At 39.5% G+C, this 21,707-nt stretch carries 27 protein-coding genes; 12 read left to right on the top strand and 15 right to left on the bottom strand.

Annotated features, from left to right (window positions below; translation table 11 throughout):
- Positions 1-50: 50 nt before the first annotated feature.
- Together JFV29_RS25630 and JFV29_RS25625 are read right to left on the bottom strand one after the other, a co-directional pair.
- Positions 51-839, bottom strand: a complete 789-nt coding sequence (locus tag JFV29_RS25630) for a cobalamin-binding protein (protein WP_053348722.1) — start codon at positions 837-839, stop codon at positions 51-53.
- A 9-nt stretch (positions 840-848) separates the two neighbouring features.
- On the bottom strand, positions 849-1,331 hold the full coding sequence (locus JFV29_RS25625; RefSeq protein WP_201187192.1) for a divergent PAP2 family protein: 483 nt from the start codon (positions 1,329-1,331) through the stop codon (positions 849-851).
- Between the two features lie 280 nt (positions 1,332-1,611).
- Between JFV29_RS25625 and JFV29_RS25620 the strand changes: the two genes are divergently transcribed.
- Positions 1,612-3,108 (top strand): leucyl aminopeptidase, encoded by a 1,497-nt coding sequence (locus tag JFV29_RS25620; protein WP_201187190.1) that lies wholly within the window; start codon positions 1,612-1,614, stop codon positions 3,106-3,108.
- Between the two features lie 66 nt (positions 3,109-3,174).
- On the opposite strand, the gene JFV29_RS25615 is transcribed toward JFV29_RS25620, so the two are convergent.
- Positions 3,175-3,570, bottom strand: a complete 396-nt coding sequence (locus JFV29_RS25615) for a hypothetical protein (protein ID WP_201187188.1) — start codon at positions 3,568-3,570, stop codon at positions 3,175-3,177.
- 236 nt (positions 3,571-3,806) lie between these two features.
- On the opposite strand from JFV29_RS25615, the gene JFV29_RS25610 reads away from it, so the two are divergent.
- The 6 genes from JFV29_RS25610 to JFV29_RS25585 all read left to right on the top strand — a co-directional run bounded on the left by JFV29_RS25610 (position 3,807) and on the right by JFV29_RS25585 (position 8,749).
- On the top strand, positions 3,807-4,556 hold the full coding sequence (locus tag JFV29_RS25610; protein ID WP_201187186.1) for a GTP cyclohydrolase II: 750 nt from the start codon (positions 3,807-3,809) through the stop codon (positions 4,554-4,556).
- Positions 4,557-4,569: 13 nt separating this feature from the next.
- Positions 4,570-5,664, top strand: coding sequence for a bifunctional diaminohydroxyphosphoribosylaminopyrimidine deaminase/5-amino-6-(5-phosphoribosylamino)uracil reductase RibD (gene ribD, locus JFV29_RS25605; protein WP_056524761.1), 1,095 nt, complete (start codon positions 4,570-4,572; stop codon positions 5,662-5,664).
- A 24-nt stretch (positions 5,665-5,688) separates the two neighbouring features.
- Positions 5,689-6,783 (top strand): FAD-dependent monooxygenase, encoded by a 1,095-nt coding sequence (locus JFV29_RS25600; protein ID WP_201187184.1) that lies wholly within the window; start codon positions 5,689-5,691, stop codon positions 6,781-6,783.
- A gap of 16 nt (positions 6,784-6,799) precedes the next feature.
- Positions 6,800-7,363, top strand: coding sequence for a 5' nucleotidase, NT5C type (locus JFV29_RS25595; protein ID WP_201187181.1), 564 nt, complete (start codon positions 6,800-6,802; stop codon positions 7,361-7,363).
- A gap of 138 nt (positions 7,364-7,501) precedes the next feature.
- On the top strand, positions 7,502-7,900 hold the full coding sequence (locus JFV29_RS25590; RefSeq protein ID WP_201187179.1) for a hotdog fold thioesterase: 399 nt from the start codon (positions 7,502-7,504) through the stop codon (positions 7,898-7,900).
- Positions 7,901-8,029: 129 nt separating this feature from the next.
- Positions 8,030-8,749 (top strand): MOSC domain-containing protein, encoded by a 720-nt coding sequence (locus tag JFV29_RS25585; protein ID WP_201187177.1) that lies wholly within the window; start codon positions 8,030-8,032, stop codon positions 8,747-8,749.
- A 59-nt stretch (positions 8,750-8,808) separates the two neighbouring features.
- Here the strand turns inward: JFV29_RS25585 and mnhG are convergent, their stop codons facing one another.
- The 9 genes from mnhG to JFV29_RS31285 all read right to left on the bottom strand — a co-directional run bounded on the left by mnhG (position 8,809) and on the right by JFV29_RS31285 (position 16,040).
- Positions 8,809-9,147, bottom strand: coding sequence for a monovalent cation/H(+) antiporter subunit G (gene mnhG / locus JFV29_RS25580; protein ID WP_057215271.1), 339 nt, complete (start codon positions 9,145-9,147; stop codon positions 8,809-8,811).
- Positions 9,131-9,367, bottom strand: coding sequence for a Na(+)/H(+) antiporter subunit F1 (locus JFV29_RS25575; RefSeq protein WP_376110396.1), 237 nt, complete (start codon positions 9,365-9,367; stop codon positions 9,131-9,133). Before JFV29_RS25575 ends, mnhG begins: the two co-directional genes overlap by 17 nt.
- Before the next feature lie 47 nt (positions 9,368-9,414).
- Complete coding sequence (locus tag JFV29_RS25570; RefSeq protein WP_201187175.1) at positions 9,415-9,891, bottom strand: Na+/H+ antiporter subunit E; 477 nt, start codon at positions 9,889-9,891, stop codon at positions 9,415-9,417.
- Between the two features lie 6 nt (positions 9,892-9,897).
- Entirely contained in the window at positions 9,898-11,379 is a 1,482-nt protein-coding gene (locus tag JFV29_RS25565) for a Na+/H+ antiporter subunit D (protein WP_201187173.1), read from the bottom strand.
- Positions 11,372-11,713: a Na(+)/H(+) antiporter subunit C gene (locus JFV29_RS25560; protein WP_056525719.1), complete on the bottom strand. Its 342-nt coding sequence runs from the start codon at positions 11,711-11,713 to the stop codon at positions 11,372-11,374. The genes JFV29_RS25565 and JFV29_RS25560 overlap by 8 nt, the downstream gene beginning before the upstream one ends.
- Positions 11,713-12,135, bottom strand: a complete 423-nt coding sequence (locus JFV29_RS25555; RefSeq protein WP_057215261.1) for a Na(+)/H(+) antiporter subunit B — start codon at positions 12,133-12,135, stop codon at positions 11,713-11,715. Before JFV29_RS25555 ends, JFV29_RS25560 begins: the two co-directional genes overlap by 1 nt.
- Positions 12,132-14,534 carry a Na+/H+ antiporter subunit A gene (locus JFV29_RS25550; RefSeq protein WP_201187171.1) on the bottom strand — a complete coding sequence of 801 codons (2,403 nt, stop codon included), beginning with the start codon at positions 14,532-14,534 and terminating at the stop codon, positions 12,132-12,134. Before JFV29_RS25550 ends, JFV29_RS25555 begins: the two co-directional genes overlap by 4 nt.
- 497 nt (positions 14,535-15,031) lie before the next feature.
- Positions 15,032-15,634: a transglycosylase domain-containing protein gene (locus JFV29_RS25545; protein WP_201187169.1), complete on the bottom strand. Its 603-nt coding sequence runs from the start codon at positions 15,632-15,634 to the stop codon at positions 15,032-15,034.
- 37 nt (positions 15,635-15,671) lie between these two features.
- Positions 15,672-16,040, bottom strand: coding sequence for a transglycosylase domain-containing protein (locus JFV29_RS31285; RefSeq protein ID WP_201187167.1), 369 nt, complete (start codon positions 16,038-16,040; stop codon positions 15,672-15,674).
- 283 nt (positions 16,041-16,323) lie between these two features.
- Here JFV29_RS31285 and kapD point away from each other — a divergent pair, with 283 nt between their 5' ends.
- Positions 16,324-16,947, top strand: a complete 624-nt coding sequence (kapD, locus tag JFV29_RS25535; RefSeq protein WP_098176233.1) for a 3'-5' exonuclease KapD — start codon at positions 16,324-16,326, stop codon at positions 16,945-16,947.
- A 40-nt stretch (positions 16,948-16,987) separates the two neighbouring features.
- Here the strand turns inward: kapD and JFV29_RS25530 are convergent, their stop codons facing one another.
- A complete protein-coding gene (locus JFV29_RS25530) occupies positions 16,988-17,374 on the bottom strand; it encodes a kinase-associated lipoprotein B (RefSeq protein WP_053348743.1) in 387 nt (128 codons plus the stop codon).
- Between the two features lie 178 nt (positions 17,375-17,552).
- Between JFV29_RS25530 and JFV29_RS25525 the strand changes: the two genes are divergently transcribed.
- Positions 17,553-18,143 (top strand): peptidylprolyl isomerase, encoded by a 591-nt coding sequence (locus JFV29_RS25525; protein WP_201187165.1) that lies wholly within the window; start codon positions 17,553-17,555, stop codon positions 18,141-18,143.
- Between the two features lie 235 nt (positions 18,144-18,378).
- On the opposite strand, the gene JFV29_RS25520 is transcribed toward JFV29_RS25525, so the two are convergent.
- Together JFV29_RS25520 and JFV29_RS25515 are read right to left on the bottom strand one after the other, a co-directional pair.
- Positions 18,379-18,786: a DUF2798 domain-containing protein gene (locus JFV29_RS25520; RefSeq protein WP_201187162.1), complete on the bottom strand. Its 408-nt coding sequence runs from the start codon at positions 18,784-18,786 to the stop codon at positions 18,379-18,381.
- Positions 18,787-18,965: 179 nt separating this feature from the next.
- The gene (locus tag JFV29_RS25515; RefSeq protein ID WP_201187160.1) at positions 18,966-19,526 is read right to left on the bottom strand and encodes a TetR/AcrR family transcriptional regulator; all 561 of its coding nucleotides are present in this window, start codon (positions 19,524-19,526) and stop codon (positions 18,966-18,968) included.
- A 411-nt stretch (positions 19,527-19,937) separates the two neighbouring features.
- Between JFV29_RS25515 and JFV29_RS25510 the strand changes: the two genes are divergently transcribed.
- From JFV29_RS25510 to JFV29_RS25500, 3 genes are all read left to right on the top strand, one after another.
- Positions 19,938-20,162, top strand: coding sequence for a hypothetical protein (locus tag JFV29_RS25510; protein WP_053348746.1), 225 nt, complete (start codon positions 19,938-19,940; stop codon positions 20,160-20,162).
- Between the two features lie 210 nt (positions 20,163-20,372).
- Positions 20,373-20,849 (top strand): GNAT family N-acetyltransferase, encoded by a 477-nt coding sequence (locus tag JFV29_RS25505; RefSeq protein ID WP_056525694.1) that lies wholly within the window; start codon positions 20,373-20,375, stop codon positions 20,847-20,849.
- Positions 20,850-20,892: 43 nt separating this feature from the next.
- Positions 20,893-21,507, top strand: coding sequence for a PH domain-containing protein (locus tag JFV29_RS25500; RefSeq protein ID WP_053348748.1), 615 nt, complete (start codon positions 20,893-20,895; stop codon positions 21,505-21,507).
- Positions 21,508-21,707: the final 200 nt, after the last annotated feature.

Here is a 21,707-nt window from a genome sequence, read left to right as displayed (position 1 = left end):
GAGTCAGCCTTTTTTGATGTAATTTTTGTTATAGCAGATGCTTTATTGACTTACCTAATGCCGCTGTAGGCCTCAGGGTGAAGAGTCATAGCCAGCTTTGACAATCCATCTAGTAAACGAGGAGAAGGCCTGCAGAATAAAGGTTCCTCCATAATATGAATGTTATTATCTCGGACAGCCTTTATCTCTGCCCACCCTTTCCGTTTCTTGACCAGCTCAGGTTTTACTTTTCGTAAAGGAACACCGACCCAGGCTAAACAAATATGATCAGGATTCTTTGTTTGGACCTCTTCGGAAGGAACCTGAATACTTGCCATATCTATCTCTTCAAAAAGATTATACCCACCGGCCAGTCGGCTGATCTCCGTTAACCAGTTAACCCCCCCAGGGCTGAATAGGGGATTAGGCCACCATTCCCAATATAGGGATGGCTTTGTTTCGATTTTGTCGGCAATCGTTTTATATTGCAAGATAGTCGCCCGGAATTTGGCAGCCTGTTCCTCTGCTATATCCTTAGCGTGAATGGCCTTGCCAAGTGTCAGCAAGTCCTGGGCGATATCTTCAAGCGATTGCGGGTTGAAAATAATATAAGGGAGATTTCTTTCCTTTAGTCCTTCAATATTTTTTTCCATGCCAGGTACACTCAGTGAAGCCAGCACCAAATCAGGCTTTAATGATTCTACGAGTTCGATATTTATCGACAAATCCGGACCGACTTTTGGCAGATGCTGAATGGATTCAGGCCAATCTGAATAGTCATCAATTGCAATCAGCTGTTCTTCAATACCCAAATATGTGCAAAGCTCTGTATTGCTTGGGCAAAGAGAGATTATTTTCATGTTAACCACCTACCCTTGAAAGATAAAAAAGTGAAGAATAAGTGCAATGAATACTCCTGTTAAGGCACCGAAAAAGACCTCAATAGGTTTATGGCCTAGCAGTTCCTTTAATTGTTGCTGTTTCTGTTTCTCCGCTTTTTTCTGCCAATTCTTTGCTTGCTCGACAAACGTATTAAAGTCTGTTACGAGTTGATTTAAGACAGCCGCCTGTTCTCCTGCCTGCCGTCTTACTCCAGTCGCATCAAACATCGTGATGACGGCGAATATGGTAGCAACGGCAAAGACCGGGGAGTCCATTCCGGTTTCTATCCCCACGGCTACGGTAAGAGCGGACACGGCCGCTGAGTGAGAGCTTGGCATACCGCCAGTCGAGTTAAGAAGTGACCAGTTAACTTTACGAAAAGCGATAAAATGAATGGGTACTTTAATGAATTGAGCAAAGAAAATGGCAATTAATGCTGCGATTAAAGGGAAGTTAAAAAATAATTCCAAAAGTATCAGCCTTCTTTCTGATTATAAAATAACGTTGAAATCTATATAAAGGTGAATAAGTAATCTTGCTTCTTTCATCGGACGATTTGGCCCTTATTATACTTTCCATCAAATCCTGTCGATTACCTGCTTGTAAGAGTAAATATGATCTTTCTTATACTATTTCTCTAAAGGTGGGTATTCTAAACTATATCTCTTATTATTATTAACATTGGTCCTTATTCGAAAATTTCGGAAGATTTCGTTATAATAAAGATAATCGAACGGAGGAGGTATCAGAATGTTTACAGTAAAAAATTCCTTGAATATAGATGTAATCGAAGAATGCCTGATTATAGGCGTTTTTGACCGGCCCATAAAATTTGCCGGTATAGGAAAAGAAGCCGATGAGAAATTATCCGGTCAACTTACTGAATTAGTGAAGGCAGGTGAAATCTCTTTCAAGAAAAAATCAGTTGTAAAAATACATACATTAGGAAAATTAGGTGTAAAGAGATTGATCTTTGTAGGGTTGGGCAAGGATAAAGAGCTTACCCTTGAAACGTTGCGTGAAGCTCTGGGTAAATCGTGTAAAACAATTGCAAAATCAAAACTTACGACGCTTTCGATAGCATTGGATACATTTACGACTGAAAACTTGGATGCACTAGATGCTGCCCACGCCTTTTCTGAGGCTTTCGAGCTGGCTTCCTATAAGTTTGCGGGCTACAAACAAAAATCGAATCAGGCTGAAAAAAATATTGAATCAATTACGGTCTATAGTGAATTTGATAACGAAGAAGTTGGAGCTGCCCTTCATGTTGGCCGTATTTTTGGAAGAGCAACGAATTCAGCCAGAACATTGGTTAACACACCAGGGAATTTGTTGACATCAAAGGATCTAGCTGACTATTCATCTACTTTAGGTGAACGTTATGGTTTTGAAGTAGAAATCCTTGAGAAAGAAGACATGCTCAAGCTAGGTATGGGTGCTCTTCTTGCAGTTAATCAAGGGTCGGTCGAACCTCCGAAAATGATTGTCCTTAAGTATCAAGGCAAAGAAGAATGGACAGATGTTATCGGGTTGGTGGGAAAAGGTATCACTTTTGATACTGGTGGCTACTCATTGAAAACGAAGGCTGGAATCGTCGGAATGAAGACGGATATGGGAGGAGCGGCAGCGGTTTTAGGTGCAATGGAAATTATAGGTGAATTAGGACCGGATCAAAATGTCGTAGCTGTCATTCCTTCTACTGATAACATGATCAGCGGCGATGCCTTTAAGCCGGATGATGTGATTACTGCCATGAGCGGCAAAACGATTGAGGTATTGAATACTGATGCGGAAGGACGGCTTGTTTTGGCGGATGCTATAACGTACGCTAAACATCATGGTGCAGAATATCTTGTTGACGTTGCAACCTTAACTGGTGGTGTTATAACGGCCCTAGGTATGGATATGACGGGTGCAATGACCAATAACGTGAAATTCTATGAGCAAGTCCTTAAAGCCTCAGAGGAAGCGGGAGAGCCGATGTGGCGTCTGCCAATTACCGAAAAAGACAAAGAACGGGTGCGCAACAGTAAAATAGCGGATTTGAATAATTCACCAGGTGGAGCTGGACATGCAATCATGGGCGGTGCCTTTATAGGTGAATTTGCCGAAGCAACTCCATGGGTGCATCTGGATATTGCCGGAACATCCACGACCTCGATTAGTTCCGAATTATGCACAGCGGGGGCTACTGGAGTCATGGCACGTACGCTCGCATTGTTAGTTGAAACTTTCGAATCGTAAACAAATGAACTTAATGAACCGAAGCCGAAAAAAGGGCTTCGGTTTTTTGAAAAGATTGGTCATTACCTACATATCCCTCCATTTCAAGCTGACGATGATACGCGTTTCATCACCTGTTATTTGATGGAAATCAAAGCGTATTCCATCAGGGCTATACATGATGTCAGGTACGGTTTTGACGCCTGTCTTTCGAATCATATCAATCACGACAGTCTTTTTTGATTCTTGAGCAGCAGTCATTAACCTGGTGGAGAAGGGCATGGATGTGGCTAAAGTATCCACGACTTTTTTTACATCGAGTAGTAAAGATTGCGAAGACTTTGCTGATTTAACTAACATATCTGGATTAGCGGCCGAGAAGGGGCGGAACATTGGTCCTTCGGATTTTCGATACATATTCTCTGCCTTGTCACAAATCGGAAAAAGGTCAGGGTCGTATAAAAAATAAGGGAAATCCTCCAAAATCTTGCCTTCCTTTCCTGAGTCTATCTATAGACACGTTTTCTTTATACGTTAAAATATGTATTATAGATAGCCGATATGATAGCGGTTTGAGAAAAACCCACTTGAATATTAGAAACAAACACACACTATTATTTGTAAACTCATTCATTGACAGGTATAGTGTATAGTAATATACTTACTTACCTAAAGTAAGGGGCAGGCTCACTATAAATTATAAAATAGGTGATGTTATTATGAATATAACCAAGCAAACAAAAGACCTTTTAATAGATAAAATGAACATCATTAAAACTCCAGGGAAAGATGATCTATGCCTTGTGGGGCCGGTGAATCTTCCAGTTGAACAAGGGGATTTCTCTACTGTTTTTCAATGGTATACATGGCTCCAGTTAGATGGCACTGAGAACGACAAGGAAACAGTACTTGAGTCGCTTTCAGAAGCCAACCTGGCTTTTGGTCAGCAATCTTCTGTATTGGTGTACGGTGATTTCCAGAAGTCGGAGGATGCACTAGTCCGTATGCATAGCATCTGTCACACAGGGGATATCTTTGGCAGTAAACGCTGTGATTGCGGATACCAGCTTCACCAATCAATGAAGATGATAGCCGAGCATGGTTGCGGCGCTATTTTTTACCTTGCAGACCATGAAGGAAGAGGGATAGGCTTGTTCTCGAAATCCTTGGCATATTTGCTTCAACAAGAAGGTTATGACACTGTTGAAGCGAATCAAGCTTTAGGATTTGAAGACGACACACGGTCGTATGAGGGTGCCATTCGGGTATTGAGAGAACTGCGTGAGAATCCAGTAACTTTGATTACGAATAACCCGAAAAAGTTGAACGCTCTTAAAAAGCATGGACTTGCGGCTAAAGACCATATCCCACTTTGGGGCGGTTTGACAGACGATAATAGTTTCTATCTGAATACAAAGGTTAAGAAATCCGGGCATATTCCGCAAAAGAAGCCTACTTTGATTGTGTAAGGAGAATGTGGCTATGAATAATGATCAATATTACATGAAATTGGCGCTTGATTTAGCGGCCAGTGCTAAAGGAAAGACGAATCCTAATCCAGTAGTTGGGGCAGTTATAGTTAAAGACGGTGTCATCGCTGGAACGGGGATCCATCGTAAAGCGGGTGAGCCGCATGCAGAGGTTCATGCGTTTAAAATGGCGGGGGATTATGCGAAAGATGCGACTCTTTACGTCACTCTTGAGCCATGTTCTCATTATGGAAAGACACCTCCGTGTGCTAATTTAGTAAAAGAATCAGGTGTACGTCGAGTTGTAGTGGCTACACAAGACCCAAACCCTGAAGTTGCAGGAAGAGGAATTTCAATTCTTCGGGATGCAGGAATTGAAGTGGAAGTCGGAGTTTTGGAAAAGGAAGCCCAAAGATTGAATGAGCGTTTTATTCACAATATGATAACAAATCGTCCATTTGTCATTTCTAAATATGCGATGACACTCGATGGCAAGCTTGCGACCCATACAGGCCATTCTAAGTGGATTACAGGAGAAGAGTCTCGCCATTCCGTTCATCTTCTTCGTGATGAAGTCGATGCTATTCTCATCGGTATTGGGACTGTATTGGCTGATAACCCATCCTTAACGACTCGGCTTCCAGAAGGCGGAGGGAAGAACCCGATACGAATTATTTTAGACAGTGAACTCCGTGTTCCATTAGATGCCAATGTTGTTCAGGTATCGGATGCTAAAACCGTGATTGTGACGCAGGAAAATGCATCTGTAGATAAAATTGCTGCCTTAAGTGAAAAAGGAATTGAATTCATTATTGTTCCAAAAACAGATGCAGGTTTGGATTTGAGAATTCTGATGGAAGAACTATATAAAAAAGGAATAACGGATGTCTTACTTGAGGGCGGAAGTGAAGTAAACGCCTCATTCCTAAGGGCAGGACTCATCGATAAGTACTTGATCTATGTCGCACCTAAACTATTAGGCGGGAGAAACTCGCTTACACCATTTAGCGGAATCAATGTAGATACAATGGATGAAGCAATGGATGTTTCCATCTCTAGTGTGGACATGTCTGGAGAGGATATCTGTATCATTGCTTATCCTAAATAAAAAATAGACAACAGGTGAAAAAGCATGGTGGTTAAAACAGATGTATGTATTGTCGGATCAGGACCAGGAGGAGCGCTATTAGGCTACCTATTGGCCAAACAAGGCATATCAGTCATCCTACTTGAGAGGCATTCAGAAGTAGCAAGAGAGTTTCGGGGTGAGTTTTTAAACGATGAAGGAGAAAGCATTCTTAAAAAGCACGGCTTATTCGAGGATGTGGAAGAGCTTGGCTTGCTTAGAATGGAGCAAATTGAATATTGGCAGGACGGCCAAGTATTTAAGCGGATTTTTCCCGAAGTTACTAAAGATAACCTTGGCATCCATGTCCCTCAGAATCACCTGCTTTCGGCTATATTGAATGAAGCTGAAAAGCTCGATTCTTTTCAATTGATGATGAACACAAGGGTGACTGACTTAATTCAGAACGAAATGGGCCAATTTACCGGTGTGGAAGCTCGAAAAGAAGAAAACAACATTAGAGTGGAAAGCTCATTGATTATTGGGGCGGACGGCAGATTTTCAACTGTTAGAAAGAAAGCGAAAATTCCTGTGGTTATTAAAAACCATGGCTATGATTTGCTGTGGGCTAAGATTCCTGCTCCACAGGGATGGAAACCTTCCATCAAGATGGCTTTGGTCAATGATTCCCAGCTTGCTCTCTTCACTCAGGCAGGAGGTTTCATACAAATTGGGTGGAATATTGAACATGGTTCGTATCCTCATCTGCGAAAACAACCCTTTGAGCCATTTATTGAAAAATTGATATTAGCCTTCCCAGAGTTAAAGAGTGTGGTGCGAGAAAATATTCATTCCTGGCAGGATTTTATTTTATTGGATGTTCACAGTAGCTATTGTGAAACGTGGACAAAAGATGGGGTTGCTTTATTGGGCGATGCGGCCCATACGATGACACCTACAGGCGCGTTTGGCCTTAATTGTGCAATGAAGGATGCAGATATATTAGCTGATCTTATTCAAGAATGCATCATGCAGCAGGATACCAGCTTTTTTGGTCTGAAAATGGCTGAGCCGAAAAGAAAAGCCGAGATTGAAAAATTACAGGCCGTTCAGGTGGACAAGGAAATTTCATTCGCATCACAGTTTGCCGTTTATGTTTGAATGAGGAGTGAAGGATATGAAATTTGGTTTTGATATAGACGATACTCTTATTAATTTGAGGGAGTTTGCGTTCCATCTCTATAATAAAAAGCTTAATAAGAATGTAGAGTTAACGGAATTCAGGGCATTAAAAACGCTAGAGATCCATGAAGCTTTCGGGTTGGATAAAGAGGCAGGAGGAAAGATGTGGAACAGCCTTGCGGAAGAAGTCTATTATTCATCCTGTCCAGCCTTTGAGGGCGCAGTAGAGACGTTACAGGAGCTTGAAAGCGAAGGACATGAAATATACTACATTACCGCCAGAAAATCGGAGCATGGTGAACGGACGAAAAAATGGTTGATTGAAAACGGCTTTCCAGTTAAGGACGAACATTTTTACTGCGGTATGAAGGATCATGAAAAAATTGAAACGATTCGCGAATTGGAATTGGATTATTACTTTGATGATAAACCGGCAGTTTTGGAAACATTATTGGATATTCCAACGAAAGTATATGCTATGGACAACTCCTATAACAGAGAAATGGATATTCCAAGATTGACAAGTTGGTTGGAACTGAAAGAGATTCTTTCAAAGTAACGCACTATCAGTATAGGATGAAGGATGACTTGATTAAACTGAGTCATCCTTTTTATATATAATAATTTCCTGTTGTATTACTTAATGAAAAGGTAAAATTATCTAGATAGTAAAAAAACAAAATGTGGGGGTATAGAGATGGAGATTAATATCGAAAAGTCACTGATCGGTACGCTTGGAATTGAAATGAAAGAAATAAGTGATGGGAAAGTCGTTGCGACGATGCCAGTTGATGAACGAACAAGGCAGCCGCTTGGTTTATTGCATGGAGGAGCATCTGTAGCCCTTGCGGAAACAGTCGCAAGCGTTGGTGGAATACAGCTTGTTGATAGTACGAAACAAGCGGTAGTTGGTCTTGAAATCAATGCCAATCATGTAAGAGGCGTGCGTTCTGGTCATGTTATCGCAGAAGGGAACATAATCCATCGAGGGAAGTCAACAATGGTATGGGATGTGAAAATCAGGGATAACAAAGATCAACTTATCTGCATCTCACGCTGTACATTAGCTATAATTGATTTACCAAAAAGTGAGTAAAATGAATGAAATTGATTTTAGAAATAACGCAGTGTTTTTGTAATTTAGTTCCTTTTCTTGATTCTACATTTCTTGGGTTAAGTATAGTAATGTTGTAGACCTTTATTGTTTAGAAAGGAGTTTTCTCTTATGCTGGTTGGTCATGTACAAGAGATAACCCGTCACCCGGTAAAATCGTTTACAGGGGAACAGGTACAAAAAACTAAGGTTATGGGATATGGATTATATGGAGATCGCAGCCATGCCTTTAAAGATAAGAATGGAAAGTTTTTAACGATTACTCAAGTTCCTGAAATGGTCCGTTATCAAGCCGTTTTTTCTGGAGAGGAAGCTCTGGACCATTATCCGGAAATTCAAGTGAAGACTCCTTCAGGAAACGTGTTAACCTGGGGAGATACAGCCTTTCAAGAAGAAATGGATCAGCTGTTAAAACAGGAGGCATCATTCGTTGAGTATTCACCGGCACATATTCCATTGGGAGCAATTGAAGAAGAGAGCATCTTACTTGTGAGCGACGCCTCGATTGCCAAATTGACAGAGCTTTGGGGAAAAGAAGTAGATGGCAGGAGATTTAGGCACAATTTGGTGCTGTCACTAATGAACAAAAAACCCTTTCTAGAAGAGAAGTGGTTCGGAAAGAGACTTCAAATCGGAGATCGTGTTGAATTGGAAATTAAAAGGCATTGTGAGCGCTGTATGATTATAACAGTCGATCCAACCGATTCAAAAAGAGATCCATCTCTTTTAAAAACAGTAGTCAAAGAAAGAAAAAATCATTTTGGCGTGTATGCCTCGGTAATTCGAACTGGTGAAATCAGTTTGGGAGATCAAGTATTTTTAAAGGATTAAGACATACAAAAGAGCTGCCCCTTTCAACAGGGCAGCTCTTTTGGTTTGGATATAACGAATCATCGGCTTTTCTTCAAATCATCCTGGACACTTTTATCCCACATTTTAACACCGGAATGGTAAGCGGAGCGGTTGATTAAATGTCCGGCTACGGGGCTTGTCATGAAGATAAAGAAAATTGCAAGCACGACACGGAAATCGAAGTGGCTATGCTTATAATAAAAATATAACAATGTGCCGATTAGGATGAACATGATTCCGAGTGTTGAACTTTTGGATGCAGCATGATTTCTTGTATAGACATCAGGCAGTCGAATGACACCGAAAGCTGAGACTAAAAAGAGAAATACCCCAATTAAAATGAATCCAGCTGATAGGATTTCAACGATTTCGATCATTTTCGATAATCTCCCCTTTCTCAAGGAATTTAGCGAAAGCGACCGTTCCGATAAATGATAGGATTCCGAGCAGCAGAATGGCTTCAAGATAAGCGCTTGTATCCATAACGATGGAGGCAAGCGCTACGATTGCAATAAGGTTTATACCCATCGCATCAAGTGCAACGACCCGGTCCGGCACGGATGGTCCTTTAATTAAACGATATAAAAAACCAATCATGGAAAGGGAGACACCGAGCAACGCGATTTTAAGTAAAAGATCAAACATTATTTGCTCACCTCCATAATCGCTTTTTCAAATGTATTTTTAATGCTGTCTACGGCTTCTTCTTTGTCGGCGATATCCATCGCATGAATATAAAGAATTCGATTATCTTCTGAAACTTCAACGACAAGTGTTCCGGGGGTCAGTGTAATTAAATTTGATAGTATCGTAATTTCCCAATCTTTTGTAAGCACGGTCTGGAATGCAAATATGCCAGGCCTCATATCCAGTTTGGGCTTAAGCACGACCTTAAGGACGCTAACGTTTGATAATATGAGCTCCCTGGCGAAAATCAGGGTTAATTGAATGACAGCTTTCACCCGATTCAGGTAAAAACGCTCAGTGAAAAAATGACGGAAGACAAACATGATACCGAGCCCTAATACATAGCCGATTATAAAGGTGCTCCCGTTAAATTCATTTTTAAAAAACATCCAGATAACCGCCAGGAACACATTCAGTAAAATTTGAAAGGACATCAGGCACTACTCCTTTAAAACCGCATCGATATAAATATCGGGATTCATTAATGTGTCAACAGCTTGTGAAATAAAAGGATAAATTGATTCTGTTCCAACTCCGTATAAAACGGAAAGGACAACAAGGAGAACAGCAGGAACAAGCATCTTATTAACCGTATTTTTAGCTAGGGTATAATCTGCTTTTGGAGTACCCCAGAAGCCATTTATGAAAATCTTCATCACCGAGTATAAAACCATTAAGCTTGATATTAAGACTGCAGCCATTCCAAAGTAGGCCTCTTTTTCTGCAGCTCCCTGAAGAATCAGCAGCTTGCCAGCGAATCCGCTGAAGGGAGGAATCCCTGCCAATGATATGGCTGCAATAAAAAAGGTCCAGGCAAGGGCAGGGTATTGCTTGATCAGTCCACCCATATTCCGTAAATTATCTGATCCACTGATTTTAATCATGATACCAACCAACAGAAAGAGTGCTGCCTTAATCAGCATGTCATGAATGATGTAAAGAATGGAACCAGATAAGGCCTGTTCATTCATCAAGGAGATTCCGAAAATGATAACCCCAACTGCAATGATGATATTGTAAATGATAATTTTTTTAACATCCCAATAGGCGATCGCACCAATGACACCGATGATGATGGTTAAGATACCAAGTACCGCTAAAAAAGTATGGGTGAAATTTTGGTCATGATAAAACATCAGTGTATAGGTCCTGAAAATAGCGTAAATCCCGACCTTGGTCAGCAACGCTCCAAATAGAGCCATCACTGGGATAGGTGGGGCATAATAGGACCCAGGGAGCCATTGGAATAACGGGAAAATAGCTCCCTTCAAACCGAATACGATTAAGAAACCAATGGCGATCACCGAGATGATCCCAGGCTGGTTAACCTCTGATATCCGCTGGCTGAGGTGTGCCATGTTCAAGGTGCCGAGAACTGAATACAGGTATGCGACCATGATGACGAAAAAGGCAGATGATAGTACATTGACGATAATATACTTCAATGATTCTCTCAGCTGGATTTTCGTTCCTCCAAGAACGAGAAGCACGTAAGAAGCCATCAGCATGACTTCAAAGAAGACGAATAAATTAAAGAGATCTCCCGTGAGGAATGCTCCGTTAACACCAATCAGTAAAAATTGAAATACAGGATAATAATAGTGTGTTTCACGTTCTTTACCAATGGAATAAAACGAGTAAATCAATATAGCTAATCCAATGATATTCGTGGTTAGAACTAGCAGCGAGGAAAGCATGTCAGCGACAATCACAATCCCAAATGGAGCATCCCAGCTACCGACCCCGAGTGTCAAAATTCCTTGATTATAAACGGAAAGGACTAAATAAAGGGATATTACGATTCCAATTAGGGAGGAAAATAGAGAAATCCCTCGTTGGAGCTTGATTTTTTTTGCAAAGAAGATGAGGATAATGCCTGTAAAAAGCGGCCATAAAACAGGCATAAAAGTTAGATTATTCATTTGCTTCCGTACCTCTCATTTCTTCCATATCATCAGTTCCAAGCTCCTGATAGGTTCGGTAAGCAAGCACCAGTAAAAATGAGGTGACACCGAAACTGATGACAATCGCAGTTAAGATAAGTGCTTGCGGAAGCGGGTCAACATAGGATGCCACTTTATCGCTAAGCAATGGAACCGAGCCACCTTTTAAACCGCCCATCGTCAAAATTAAAAGATGGGCACCGTGACTGAGCAAACCAGTTCCTATTATGATTCGTAAAATGCTTTTTGAAAGCATCAAATAGGTCGCACTCATAAATAAAATTCCAATGACAATGGCCATTAAAAGTTCCATTATTCACTCTCCCCAATCGTTTGAATAATGGTCATCGTTACACCAACAACCACAAGATAAACACCTAAATCAAAAAGTACTGCCGTATGAAGCGAGATGTGCCCAAGAATAGGTAGGTCGATATATCGGTACGCATGGGTCATGAGCGGAACCCCGAACACTAACCCGCCAGCAACAGTCAGACTTGAGATGAACAAGCCTGAACCAATCATTAATTTATAGTCAATCGGCAAGATCTTGGTGACGGTTTTAATGTCATAAGCGAGCAGAAGCAGGACAATTGCTGCTGAAGTCATTAAGCCGCCGACAAACCCTCCCCCTGGCGAATAATGGCCGCCTAAAAAGATGGCTACCGCAAAAAGCAAGATAACAAAGGCGGCTACCTTCGTCACCGTTTGAAGAATCAGGTCATTTTGTTTCATGAATTCTTCCTCCCTGTCAGCCGCAATTTAATCATCGCGAAGATCCCGAGCGCGGCAATAGAAAGAACACTGATTTCGAACATCGTATCAAGTCCGCGGAAGTCAACTAGAATGACATTTACTACGTTTTTCCCGCCTGCTTCCTTGTAAGCATTTTCAAGGTAATAACTTGATATAGAATCAAATAGTTTATTGCTATGAGCTGATAAAGCAATCATTGTGACGACGACGCCTACGCCAATAGAAATCAAAGCGTTATTCAACCTGAAGGTCATCCGCTCTTCCTTTCTGCTTGCCAGTAATGGTAAGTGGAAGAAACAGAGCAAAAACAGCGCGACTGAAATCGTTTCGATGACTAGTTGCGTTAATGCTAAATCCGGTGCCCGGAACAAGACGAAAAATAGTGAAATCGTATAACCGACAGCTCCTAAGATGATAATGGATGTTAAACGGGATTTTGCAAACAGAATGGAAATTGAGCCAATCACGATAATCGCCGCTAAAACCATTTCATATAAACCAATCGGGGCAAAATTCCCTGTATCTAATTTAAATGCATCCTTCCAATAGAGGGCAAAGCCCAATGATAGAATAAAGAAAAGGAAAATCGATAATAAATAGGTCCGAATAGAGCCTGTCATTAGAAACTTCATGACAGAGGAAGCTGAGCGCTCGAGCACTTTTAGTCCATTATCATACAGAGCGTTCAAGGAAAAACGTTCAGGCAACCACTGATAAATCCTTTTCCATTTCGGAAACGTTTTGTATAAAATTATCCCTATTACAATGATGCCAATCGTCATCCATAATTCTGGTGAGAATCCATGCCAGAAAGCGATATGAACTTGGAAATCCGAATCTACCAAGTGTGGCTGTATGCTGGCTACCGCCGGTTTAATAATTGACGAAGACAGCAGATTTGGAAAAATCCCAAAAACAATGACCAAGGTAGCAAGGATAATCGGAGAAATTAACATGCCGATTGGTGCCTCGTGCGGCTTCTTTTCTAATAGATGGAGCTGAAGCTTGCCAGTAAAGGGCTTGAGCACGACAATCATGCTGTAAATAAATGTGAACACGCTGGCAACCCAAGCTAGAACGGGGAACAATACTCCCCATGTCTCCATATTAAAAATATCTAGTTCTAATACATTTACCATACTGGCCAAGAACATTTCTTTACTTAAGAAACCATTGAAGGGTGGAAGGCCTGCCATTGAAAAAGCACCGATGACGGCCACGGTAAATGTGATTGGCATCAGCTGCATCAATCCGCCGAGCTTCCGGATATCCCGGGTGCCAGTTTCGTGATCAATAATACCAGCAACCATGAATAGACTGCCTTTAAAAGTCGCATGATTGATTAAGTGGAAAACAGCTGCCACTGTGGCTGCCAAATAAATATTTTCACCCAATGTGTCATAGTGGAGTGCGGCTGCTCCAAGTCCCAATAGAGACATGATCAAGCCGAGCTGACTGATGGTGGAGAATGCCAGAATCCCCTTTAAATCGGTTTGCTTGACTGCAGAGAACGAACCCCAGAATAGGGTAATCAAGCCGGCAATCGAAACGCACCAGAACCAAACGCCAGATTCTGCGAAAACTGGGCTTAAACGGGCAACCAGATAAATTCCCGCTTTGACCATTGTGGCGGAATGAAGGTAAGCGCTGACCGGTGTCGGAGCTTCCATCGCATCAGGAAGCCAGATATGGAATGGAAACTGTGCGGATTTAGTGAAGGCACCAAGTAACACGAGCAAAAGTGCGGGAGTGAAGAGCGGGTGGTCCATCAACTCTCCGCTTTGTGAAATCAATTCACGTATGCTGAATGTGTTCCCCATAATGGAAAGGAGGATGATTCCTCCAAGCAGGCTTAAGCCCCCGAACACGGTGATAAGCAGGGATTTTTGTGCTCCATAACGTGAGCGCTCCCTTTCGTTCCAATATCCAATCAATAAAAAGGATGATAAACTCGTAAATTCCCAAAAGGAATAAAGGACGATTAAGTTATCAGAAAGTACAACACCAAGCATCGCACCCATGAAAAGCAAGAGGAAGACGTAAAACTGATTCAGCTTTTCTTTCACTTTTGATAAATAAAAAATCGAATACAAAATTACGAGTGAACCAATTCCTGTAATGAGCAGTGCAAATAAAAGTCCAAGTCCATCTAGATAGAAATCAACATGAATTCCGAGAGAAGGAATCCATGTAGCTCTTTCCGTAATTACTTCTCCTTGTTTGGTCAATGAAATGAATCGTGAAAAATAGGTGAAAAGTAGAACAGGTAAAATTAATACAAACCATCCCGTATGTATTTGTCGAAATAGTTTGTATAAGAACGGTACTATAATTGCTAATAGAAACGGTGATAGTACCGCCCAATGAAGCAAAGACATAAACTCCCCCCCTTTTAAACGAAGTTACTCGTCTTATTATGCATTTTTTCAGCAATCCTAGACGTTAGGATATCTTCGTTGAATGTGTTTTTTATTAATAAATGTTTGTCTTGCTTAAAAGTATAACGTAATTTTTCAGGGTTTGCATGGCTTTAGGAGCAGGGGTGGCATGCCGAAATAAAGATTTATATATAGGTAGAAAAGGAGAGAAAATCGACCTAAAAAATTTATTTATAAGTGATTTTAATGGAATAATAAATGCCATCCATTGTCGAATTGAATAATATCATGCATAATCCCGTAGTTGTCACCGCTGTAATTTTTCGGACAATAGCTATTGCTGCAATAGCTGGCCCCGCTTACAAGTTGAGTAATATCCGCATTTGTTTCTTCGATATAGGGTGCATAATCAAGAAGTGGTTTAATGGCTGATCCTGGCTGCCTATAGCTTTGGTAAGCTCAATTGAAAGAATTTTTTTTATAATCTTTTCCCCCAATCAAAGAGACAAGCTCGTGCGTATGATGCTGTATAACCACTGTAGCTCCCTCGATATCATTGACGCCGATTTTGATTGCACAGCAGTCTTAGACTGGGTTTGCAGCTTAGTATCTAGTGCGGTATGGATGGTTACACCGGAATTCAAAAGCTTTTCGACCCTTTTATTCAGCTCGACTTCCGCCTGCTGACGTGTAGCTTCATTAGAACTTTGCAAAGACTTTGTGAGACCTTCAGAGGATGCTTCCAGGTTTTTCAACTCTTGATGAACATATGTCACATAATCGGGATATAAGTCGATCGTGGTGGACAAGTCTAATTTAATTGTTTCTTTGACAAGCTTTTCATACTCGTTCTGTTTTAATTTACCTTCTGCGACCATTTGCTTTAGAATCCGTTCCTGACGCTTTTTCGTTTTATCAAAATGTTTAAGAGGGTTATAGATTTCGGGATTATTAGGAATCGCTGCTAGGAATGACAATTCTGCTTTTGATAACTCCGCATTTGGTTTACTGAAATAAAACTGGGAAGCAGCTTCAATTCCGTAATCTTCATTATGGAAATAAATAGCGTTCATATATAACTCAATGATTTCTGATTTCAATATTTTTCGTTCTAACTGATAGGCATAAAAGAGTTCACTAAGCTTCTAAATCATTGTTTTGTGAATTGACTAAAAGCGCCCTGCTGATACCGGTTATGTCAACACCTGCATGTTCATAAAAATTTTGATCTTCTGTAACAATGAACAAGTCTTCTAGGAACAAAGGTATATCTTCAAGTTTCAGGTAAGTTCGTTTTTCACCATTGGAAATTTCACTTATTACTTTTCCATTTGCGGCCGTCATATAACTTGTCCGAGCCAGTTCGATAGTTTCAATGGGAATTCTCTCGTCGAGAACATGATTGGGAGATTGGGTTTTAGACCACTCTTTATAGGAAAGAAAAATAAGAATGGATAAAACAGGAAACAAGAAGAAAATCGTGATATAACCAAGATACGTGCGCATAGTTCAACTTCCTAACTAATATATTTTTAGTATATTTCTGGAAAAGTATTGGGAATAAAGAATGGTACTTTCGATTTATGAATCCATCACAATCCAATTAAGGAAGACAATAAAGAGTTTTAAAAGAAATTGGGAATCGTCAGTCGCAATGACACTGAATATCTAGGGAGTAAAATCCAATAAAAATTTTTCTAAATCTTCTGTTATAATATTCTCATGAGAATATTGAAAACCAAATTTTGGTTGATATGAAGATGTCAGGAATAAGAAGGGGGTCATAAAAATGGAGGAACAACAGCAATATATATTCATTGATTTTGAATTTACGATGCCTGAAGGAAAAGCGAATCCAGTAGGGTTTTATCCGGAAATTATTGAGGTCGGTTTAGTCTCAGTTATAAATGAGACAATCCAAGAACAGTTCTCTTCCTTTGTTAACCCGTTGAAATTTCCAGTCTTAACGGGAAGATGTAAGAAATTCTTGAATATCACCCAAAATCAGGTGGACCGGGGGATTTCATTTGAAGAGTTGGTTTCTTTATTGAAGAAAATAGATGAGCAAGCTCCATCGACAATTGTGACTTGGGGAAATATGGACATGAAGGTACTACGGCAGAACTGTCAGAAATCAGGATTAAAGTTTCCTTTTTCTGGTAAACAAGTGGATCTTTGCTTGGAATACAAACGCTTTTTCGGAGATCAAAATCAAACCGGATTATGGAAGGCTGTACAGGCCTATGGTAAAGAAGGGACAGGCAAGCACCACAGAGCCCTTGATGATGCGATTACGACCTATAACATCTTTAAGTTAGTCGAGAAAGATAAGAGTTATATGCAAAATCATGAACCGACGACAATTGGCGATCGCATTGATTTATCGAAGGTATTGAATCATTTAGCGTTATAAAAGCCAAATCAATTACTACTGATTTGGCTTTTATCATGCTTTATTTGAAATAATCCGCTGCTAACTCTTCAAGCAACTGTAAGCTTTTATTATTCCATTCTGTGTGGACTTCGCTTAAAGTTCGTGCCATATTCTCAACAGCTTCTCTTAATGATTCCTTATACTCAGGAATTTCCTCTTCAAAGACCCTGACCATATTCTTCGGTACATTGGTTCTCTCGCGGAATGCAAGTGCACGACGTTGATGAAACATGGAAACTTCTGTTTGCTTCGGGTTATGAAGATCTCCCTGCATTGGATGCTTCACAACTGCCAACACTTTTACAAGATATGAAGTAGGCCTGATATCATTGATTTCGCCGATGTATTTCCCTGTTTTATATATGGCAGTAACCTTGTCGCCAATGTTAAATTCCTGTTCGGACATTTTTCATCCACCTTTCTTTTAGCTTCCTTCATGATACATAAGAACAACGATTTTTCACAGCGAATTTGTTTAATTTCGCAAAGATGCTTTTTTTATAAAAATCGTGTAAAGTGTACAAATGTAGGTTGAAAATGGAGATGCAAGCCATTTTATTTAAAAAAGAAAGAGGTTATGAACTATGACAAACTTTCCACAATTAACAAACGAAGTATTGGAAAATGAAAAAGCGGTCATTATGCAAACAACGCAAGGCGATATTAAAATTAAACTGTTTCCCGAACTGGCTCCAAAAACAGTAGAAAACTTCTTAACACATGCTGAAAACGGTTACTATGAAGGGATTATATTCCATCGTGTCATCAAAGATTTCATGCTTCAAGGCGGAGATCCTACAGGAACTGGAATGGGTGGTGAAAGTATTTGGGGTGCTCCATTTGAAGACGAGTTCTCTATGCAATTATTCAATCTGCGAGGAGCTCTTTCCATGGCGAATGCAGGACCAGGAACAAATGGTAGCCAATTCTTCGTTGTTCAAGCACAGCACGTAGACAGCAGAATGGGTGAACAAATGAAGCAAGCCGGTTATCCGGAAGAAATCATTAACGCTTATATGGAACAAGGCGGCACACCATGGCTTGACCATAAACACTCTGTCTTTGGACAAGTTATCGAAGGCATGGATGTTGTTGATACGATTGCTAACGTAGAGACAGTTGCCGGAGACAAACCAGCTGTTGACGTAGTCATTAAGGGTATTACCATTTTATAAGCGTCAAAAAGAAACGAGGGGCTTGATGCCTCTCGTTTTTACTAGCGTTCCAATCTTAGCGTTGGCCACACCCGCATAATTATAAAAATAATTTCAATGGCTGGAGCTAAAAAAGCTGCTGCAAATCCTATTTTCACTCCAAAGATAGCTGATGCGGTCGAAATAATTGTTTCTACCTGAATACAAATCCATTCCTATGATAGCTCATTAAATTAATTTCTTTCGTTAAACAATGTTATTTTGTCATCATCGATGCATAATTTTTTTTATCTTGATAAGCATGTAATTTTACCATCGCAAATCTTGCAATTGGTTGAATCACTAAACTCTCAGCTATAAGTACGATCAAGAAATTTCTTGGCCAATTCGTTAAAAATCTACTAAATATTTCTGAACTAATACCGTTTCCTACGATATCCCCAATAAGCGTCATACACGCTGACATTCCCAATACAGTGAATAAGATCCTAAATAAAATCTTTGCATTAAAGCTATCTGCTGGTTCTGTAAATTTCCCATCTAATTTTTCTGAAATTAGAATGATACTTAGCGTCGTCATCAACAAAACAGTCAGCGTACAAATGATACCGCCATATAACGCTCCTTCTTTACCGTTTCTAGGTAATCTTGTTTCTAGTTTCATGTTTTTCTTCCTTTCAAAAAAAGTATTTCAGATAGTATCAATACATGATTTAGTGCTTTAAAAGCATTTGCATCACAAATGCTAAGGCAATATTTAATACGGATTCACTAAAAAGTCCAACAAGTCAGTTACTAAAAGAGAGCCATAATAGACCCTGTTTAGTTTTGTTTATTCACTTATTAATACGAATTTAATAAATTTGGTAATACCTGTGAAATCATTTTTAGTGGATCACTTGTTTTTTTTGTTAAACAAAGCATAATAGCACCTTCAATAGAAGCTGTCATCATTAGAGAAATTGAATCAGTTGTTTCTTTCGAAAAACCATCTGCTACTAACTTGTTCGAATAAATCTCTTGAATATTTGTGAAGGATTGATCACAGGCATTCCTGACTGGTTCACTTAGTAATCCCATTTCGCTAACGATGCTGCTAAATGTATAACCAGTAATCATCCCATCTCGATCATATTGAACGATCAATTCATCAATCATTGCTTGTGTAGCTGCTTGAGTAGATGGATAATTTTGAAAAATTTCTTCCATATGCGTTGTAATTGCTTCATTTAATGAATGAAGACAAGCGATGAGTAATTCTTCTTTTCCGTTTGGAAAGTGATGATAAAGCGAACCTTTTGAAATGTTACATGCTTTTAAAATTTCGTTTAATCCTACTCCCAAATATCCTTTTTGCTGGAAAAGACTTGTCGCGATGTCGATTATCCGCGATTTCGTATCCATAATAAACACCCTCCATACCAACCGGTCTATTTTTAAATATATCAAAATAACATTTTATAAGTCAAGGCATTTTTAACTCTCTAACAGTAATGGTTTTCACGATTTATACACAAATATTAGTGAACTTTTTCCTTCTACCCTTCCTCAAACCACGTCAAAATATCCTTCTATTTCACCTTACTTAATGGATTTTGTCGACATGATCGCTAACGTTGAGACAGTGGCTGGAGATACACCAGCTGTAGACGTATTCATCAAGGGTATTACCCTTTAATAATCGTCAAAGGTAAGCGAGGGGTTTGATACCTCTCGTTTTATAAAGTTTTAGTGGATTTGGCCCACTAGTGGATTGTTCTGGTAATTGTTATAATGAGATAAAGAAGTTATTTTCTATCAGGAAGGATGTATCGGATGGACTTTCTTAATCATACTTTATTAGGTTTGTTTCTTTACTTTCCAGAAGACAAGACTGAATATATCTCGGCAGGTATAACATGTTTCATCTTTTTAATTGCAGCTGTTTTTACGATGCGAGCCATCATAAAATATTCAAAAAAAGAAGAAATGAAAACAAAACAATTTGAAGATGAAGTCACTAAAAGAAATCAACGTATAAAGGATGATTCTCTTTCTTAAACTAAAAAAGCTGCGAGCTCATTCATGAGAGATTGCAGTTTTTTATTATATTCTATTGGTAATTTGAACATTAATTATCCTGTTATGAATGGGATTCGATTTTGATAATAGGTCGTAAAGTCCCTGTATACATAATAAACTGTTCCTTTATCAGCATAAGCATTTTATACTATAAGGATATAGATAGAATTTTTGGGGGCGTAAATTGTTATGCAAATCGTAGCTAAAAGAATGATTGCGGCAGATACGGTTAAGAGTTTTTTCATGCAGCATTGGGAAACGACTCAAGTCGTTTTTTCTAGAGGCTTGTTTCATTATGCAGAACTTGAGGGATTTGGGGTGATGGATGAGAATGAAAAAATTACTGGATTAGGGACATACAAGATGGCCAATCAGGTATGTCAGATCATTTCTTTGAATAGTGAGCATGAGAAGCAAGGTGTGGGCTCATCGTTGCTTTATGTGATAGAAAATATTGCAAAGGAAAAAAATTGCCATACTATTAAAGCGATTACAACCAATGATAATTTACAGGCATTGAAGTTTTTCCAAAAGCGTGGCTATGTCATTTCAGAAATTGTGAAAAATGCAGTCGAAGAATCAAGAAAAATCAAGCCTGAAATCCCATTTTACAGCTTTGATGGAATTCCGGTACGAGATGAGATAATACTAGAGAAATATTTATAATATGGTAGAATTTAACTGAGTATGAATAGAGGAGGAATGGAATTTGTTTAAGAAAATTGCGGCTGATGCACTTGGTCTCAGTGATATTGGAAGTGTGATTAAGCCTGCCGACTATGACAAGGTGGATGCAGATGATTACATCATGCACGAAGATGAGGAAAAAATTTATTTCCTGATTAAATCGAAAACCGATGAATACTGTTTTACGAATCAGGCGTTTATCCATTTGGATGGTACAAGTGCCATTAGTAAAAAGCGTACACTTACAAGGTATAGCTATAGCCAGCATAATATTTCCAACGTGACCCTTGAAACGGCAGGCACCGTGGATTTGGATGCAGAAATTAAATTTTCGATTGGGGCAAAAACTTTTTCCATTGATGTTCATAAAAAATTCATCGAAGAATTAAAGGACTTGTTCAAATCACTTGTTAAAATATCGGAAATTTGTCATGAAAATGAGTATGCCCTTCAATATGCCCAGCAAAGTGTAAACCTTGCTTCTTCCACATTGAACCAGGTTCGGACTGAAGGAAGTCAAATGGCCGCGAGTTTTAAGGATATTAATTCCGCTGCTTTTGAATGGTTGATGGACAGCCGGAAAAAGTATCATATTAAAGATTTCGGTTATGTTTTTGAAAAATATATCAATAATTAAAAAAGAGGCGAACACAGAATGATGTGTCCGCCTTATTTTATTTAAGTCGCATCTAATAATCCCCCGCGATCCCCTATTGTTTAGACTTACACGAAAGTTTACGCTTTGATACGAATATTGCATCATCATCTGCATCTTACCGAATTGTCTGGAACGATTATGTTAATTAATCCTCTTTGGAAAAACACACGAAAAGCCCA

The sequence above is a fragment of the Peribacillus sp. TH16 genome (assembly GCF_016651095.1).
In the GTDB taxonomy this organism is placed as follows: Bacteria; Bacillota; Bacilli; order Bacillales; family DSM-1321; genus Peribacillus; species Peribacillus butanolivorans.
This window is presented reverse-complemented; position numbering and strand designations above follow the sequence as displayed.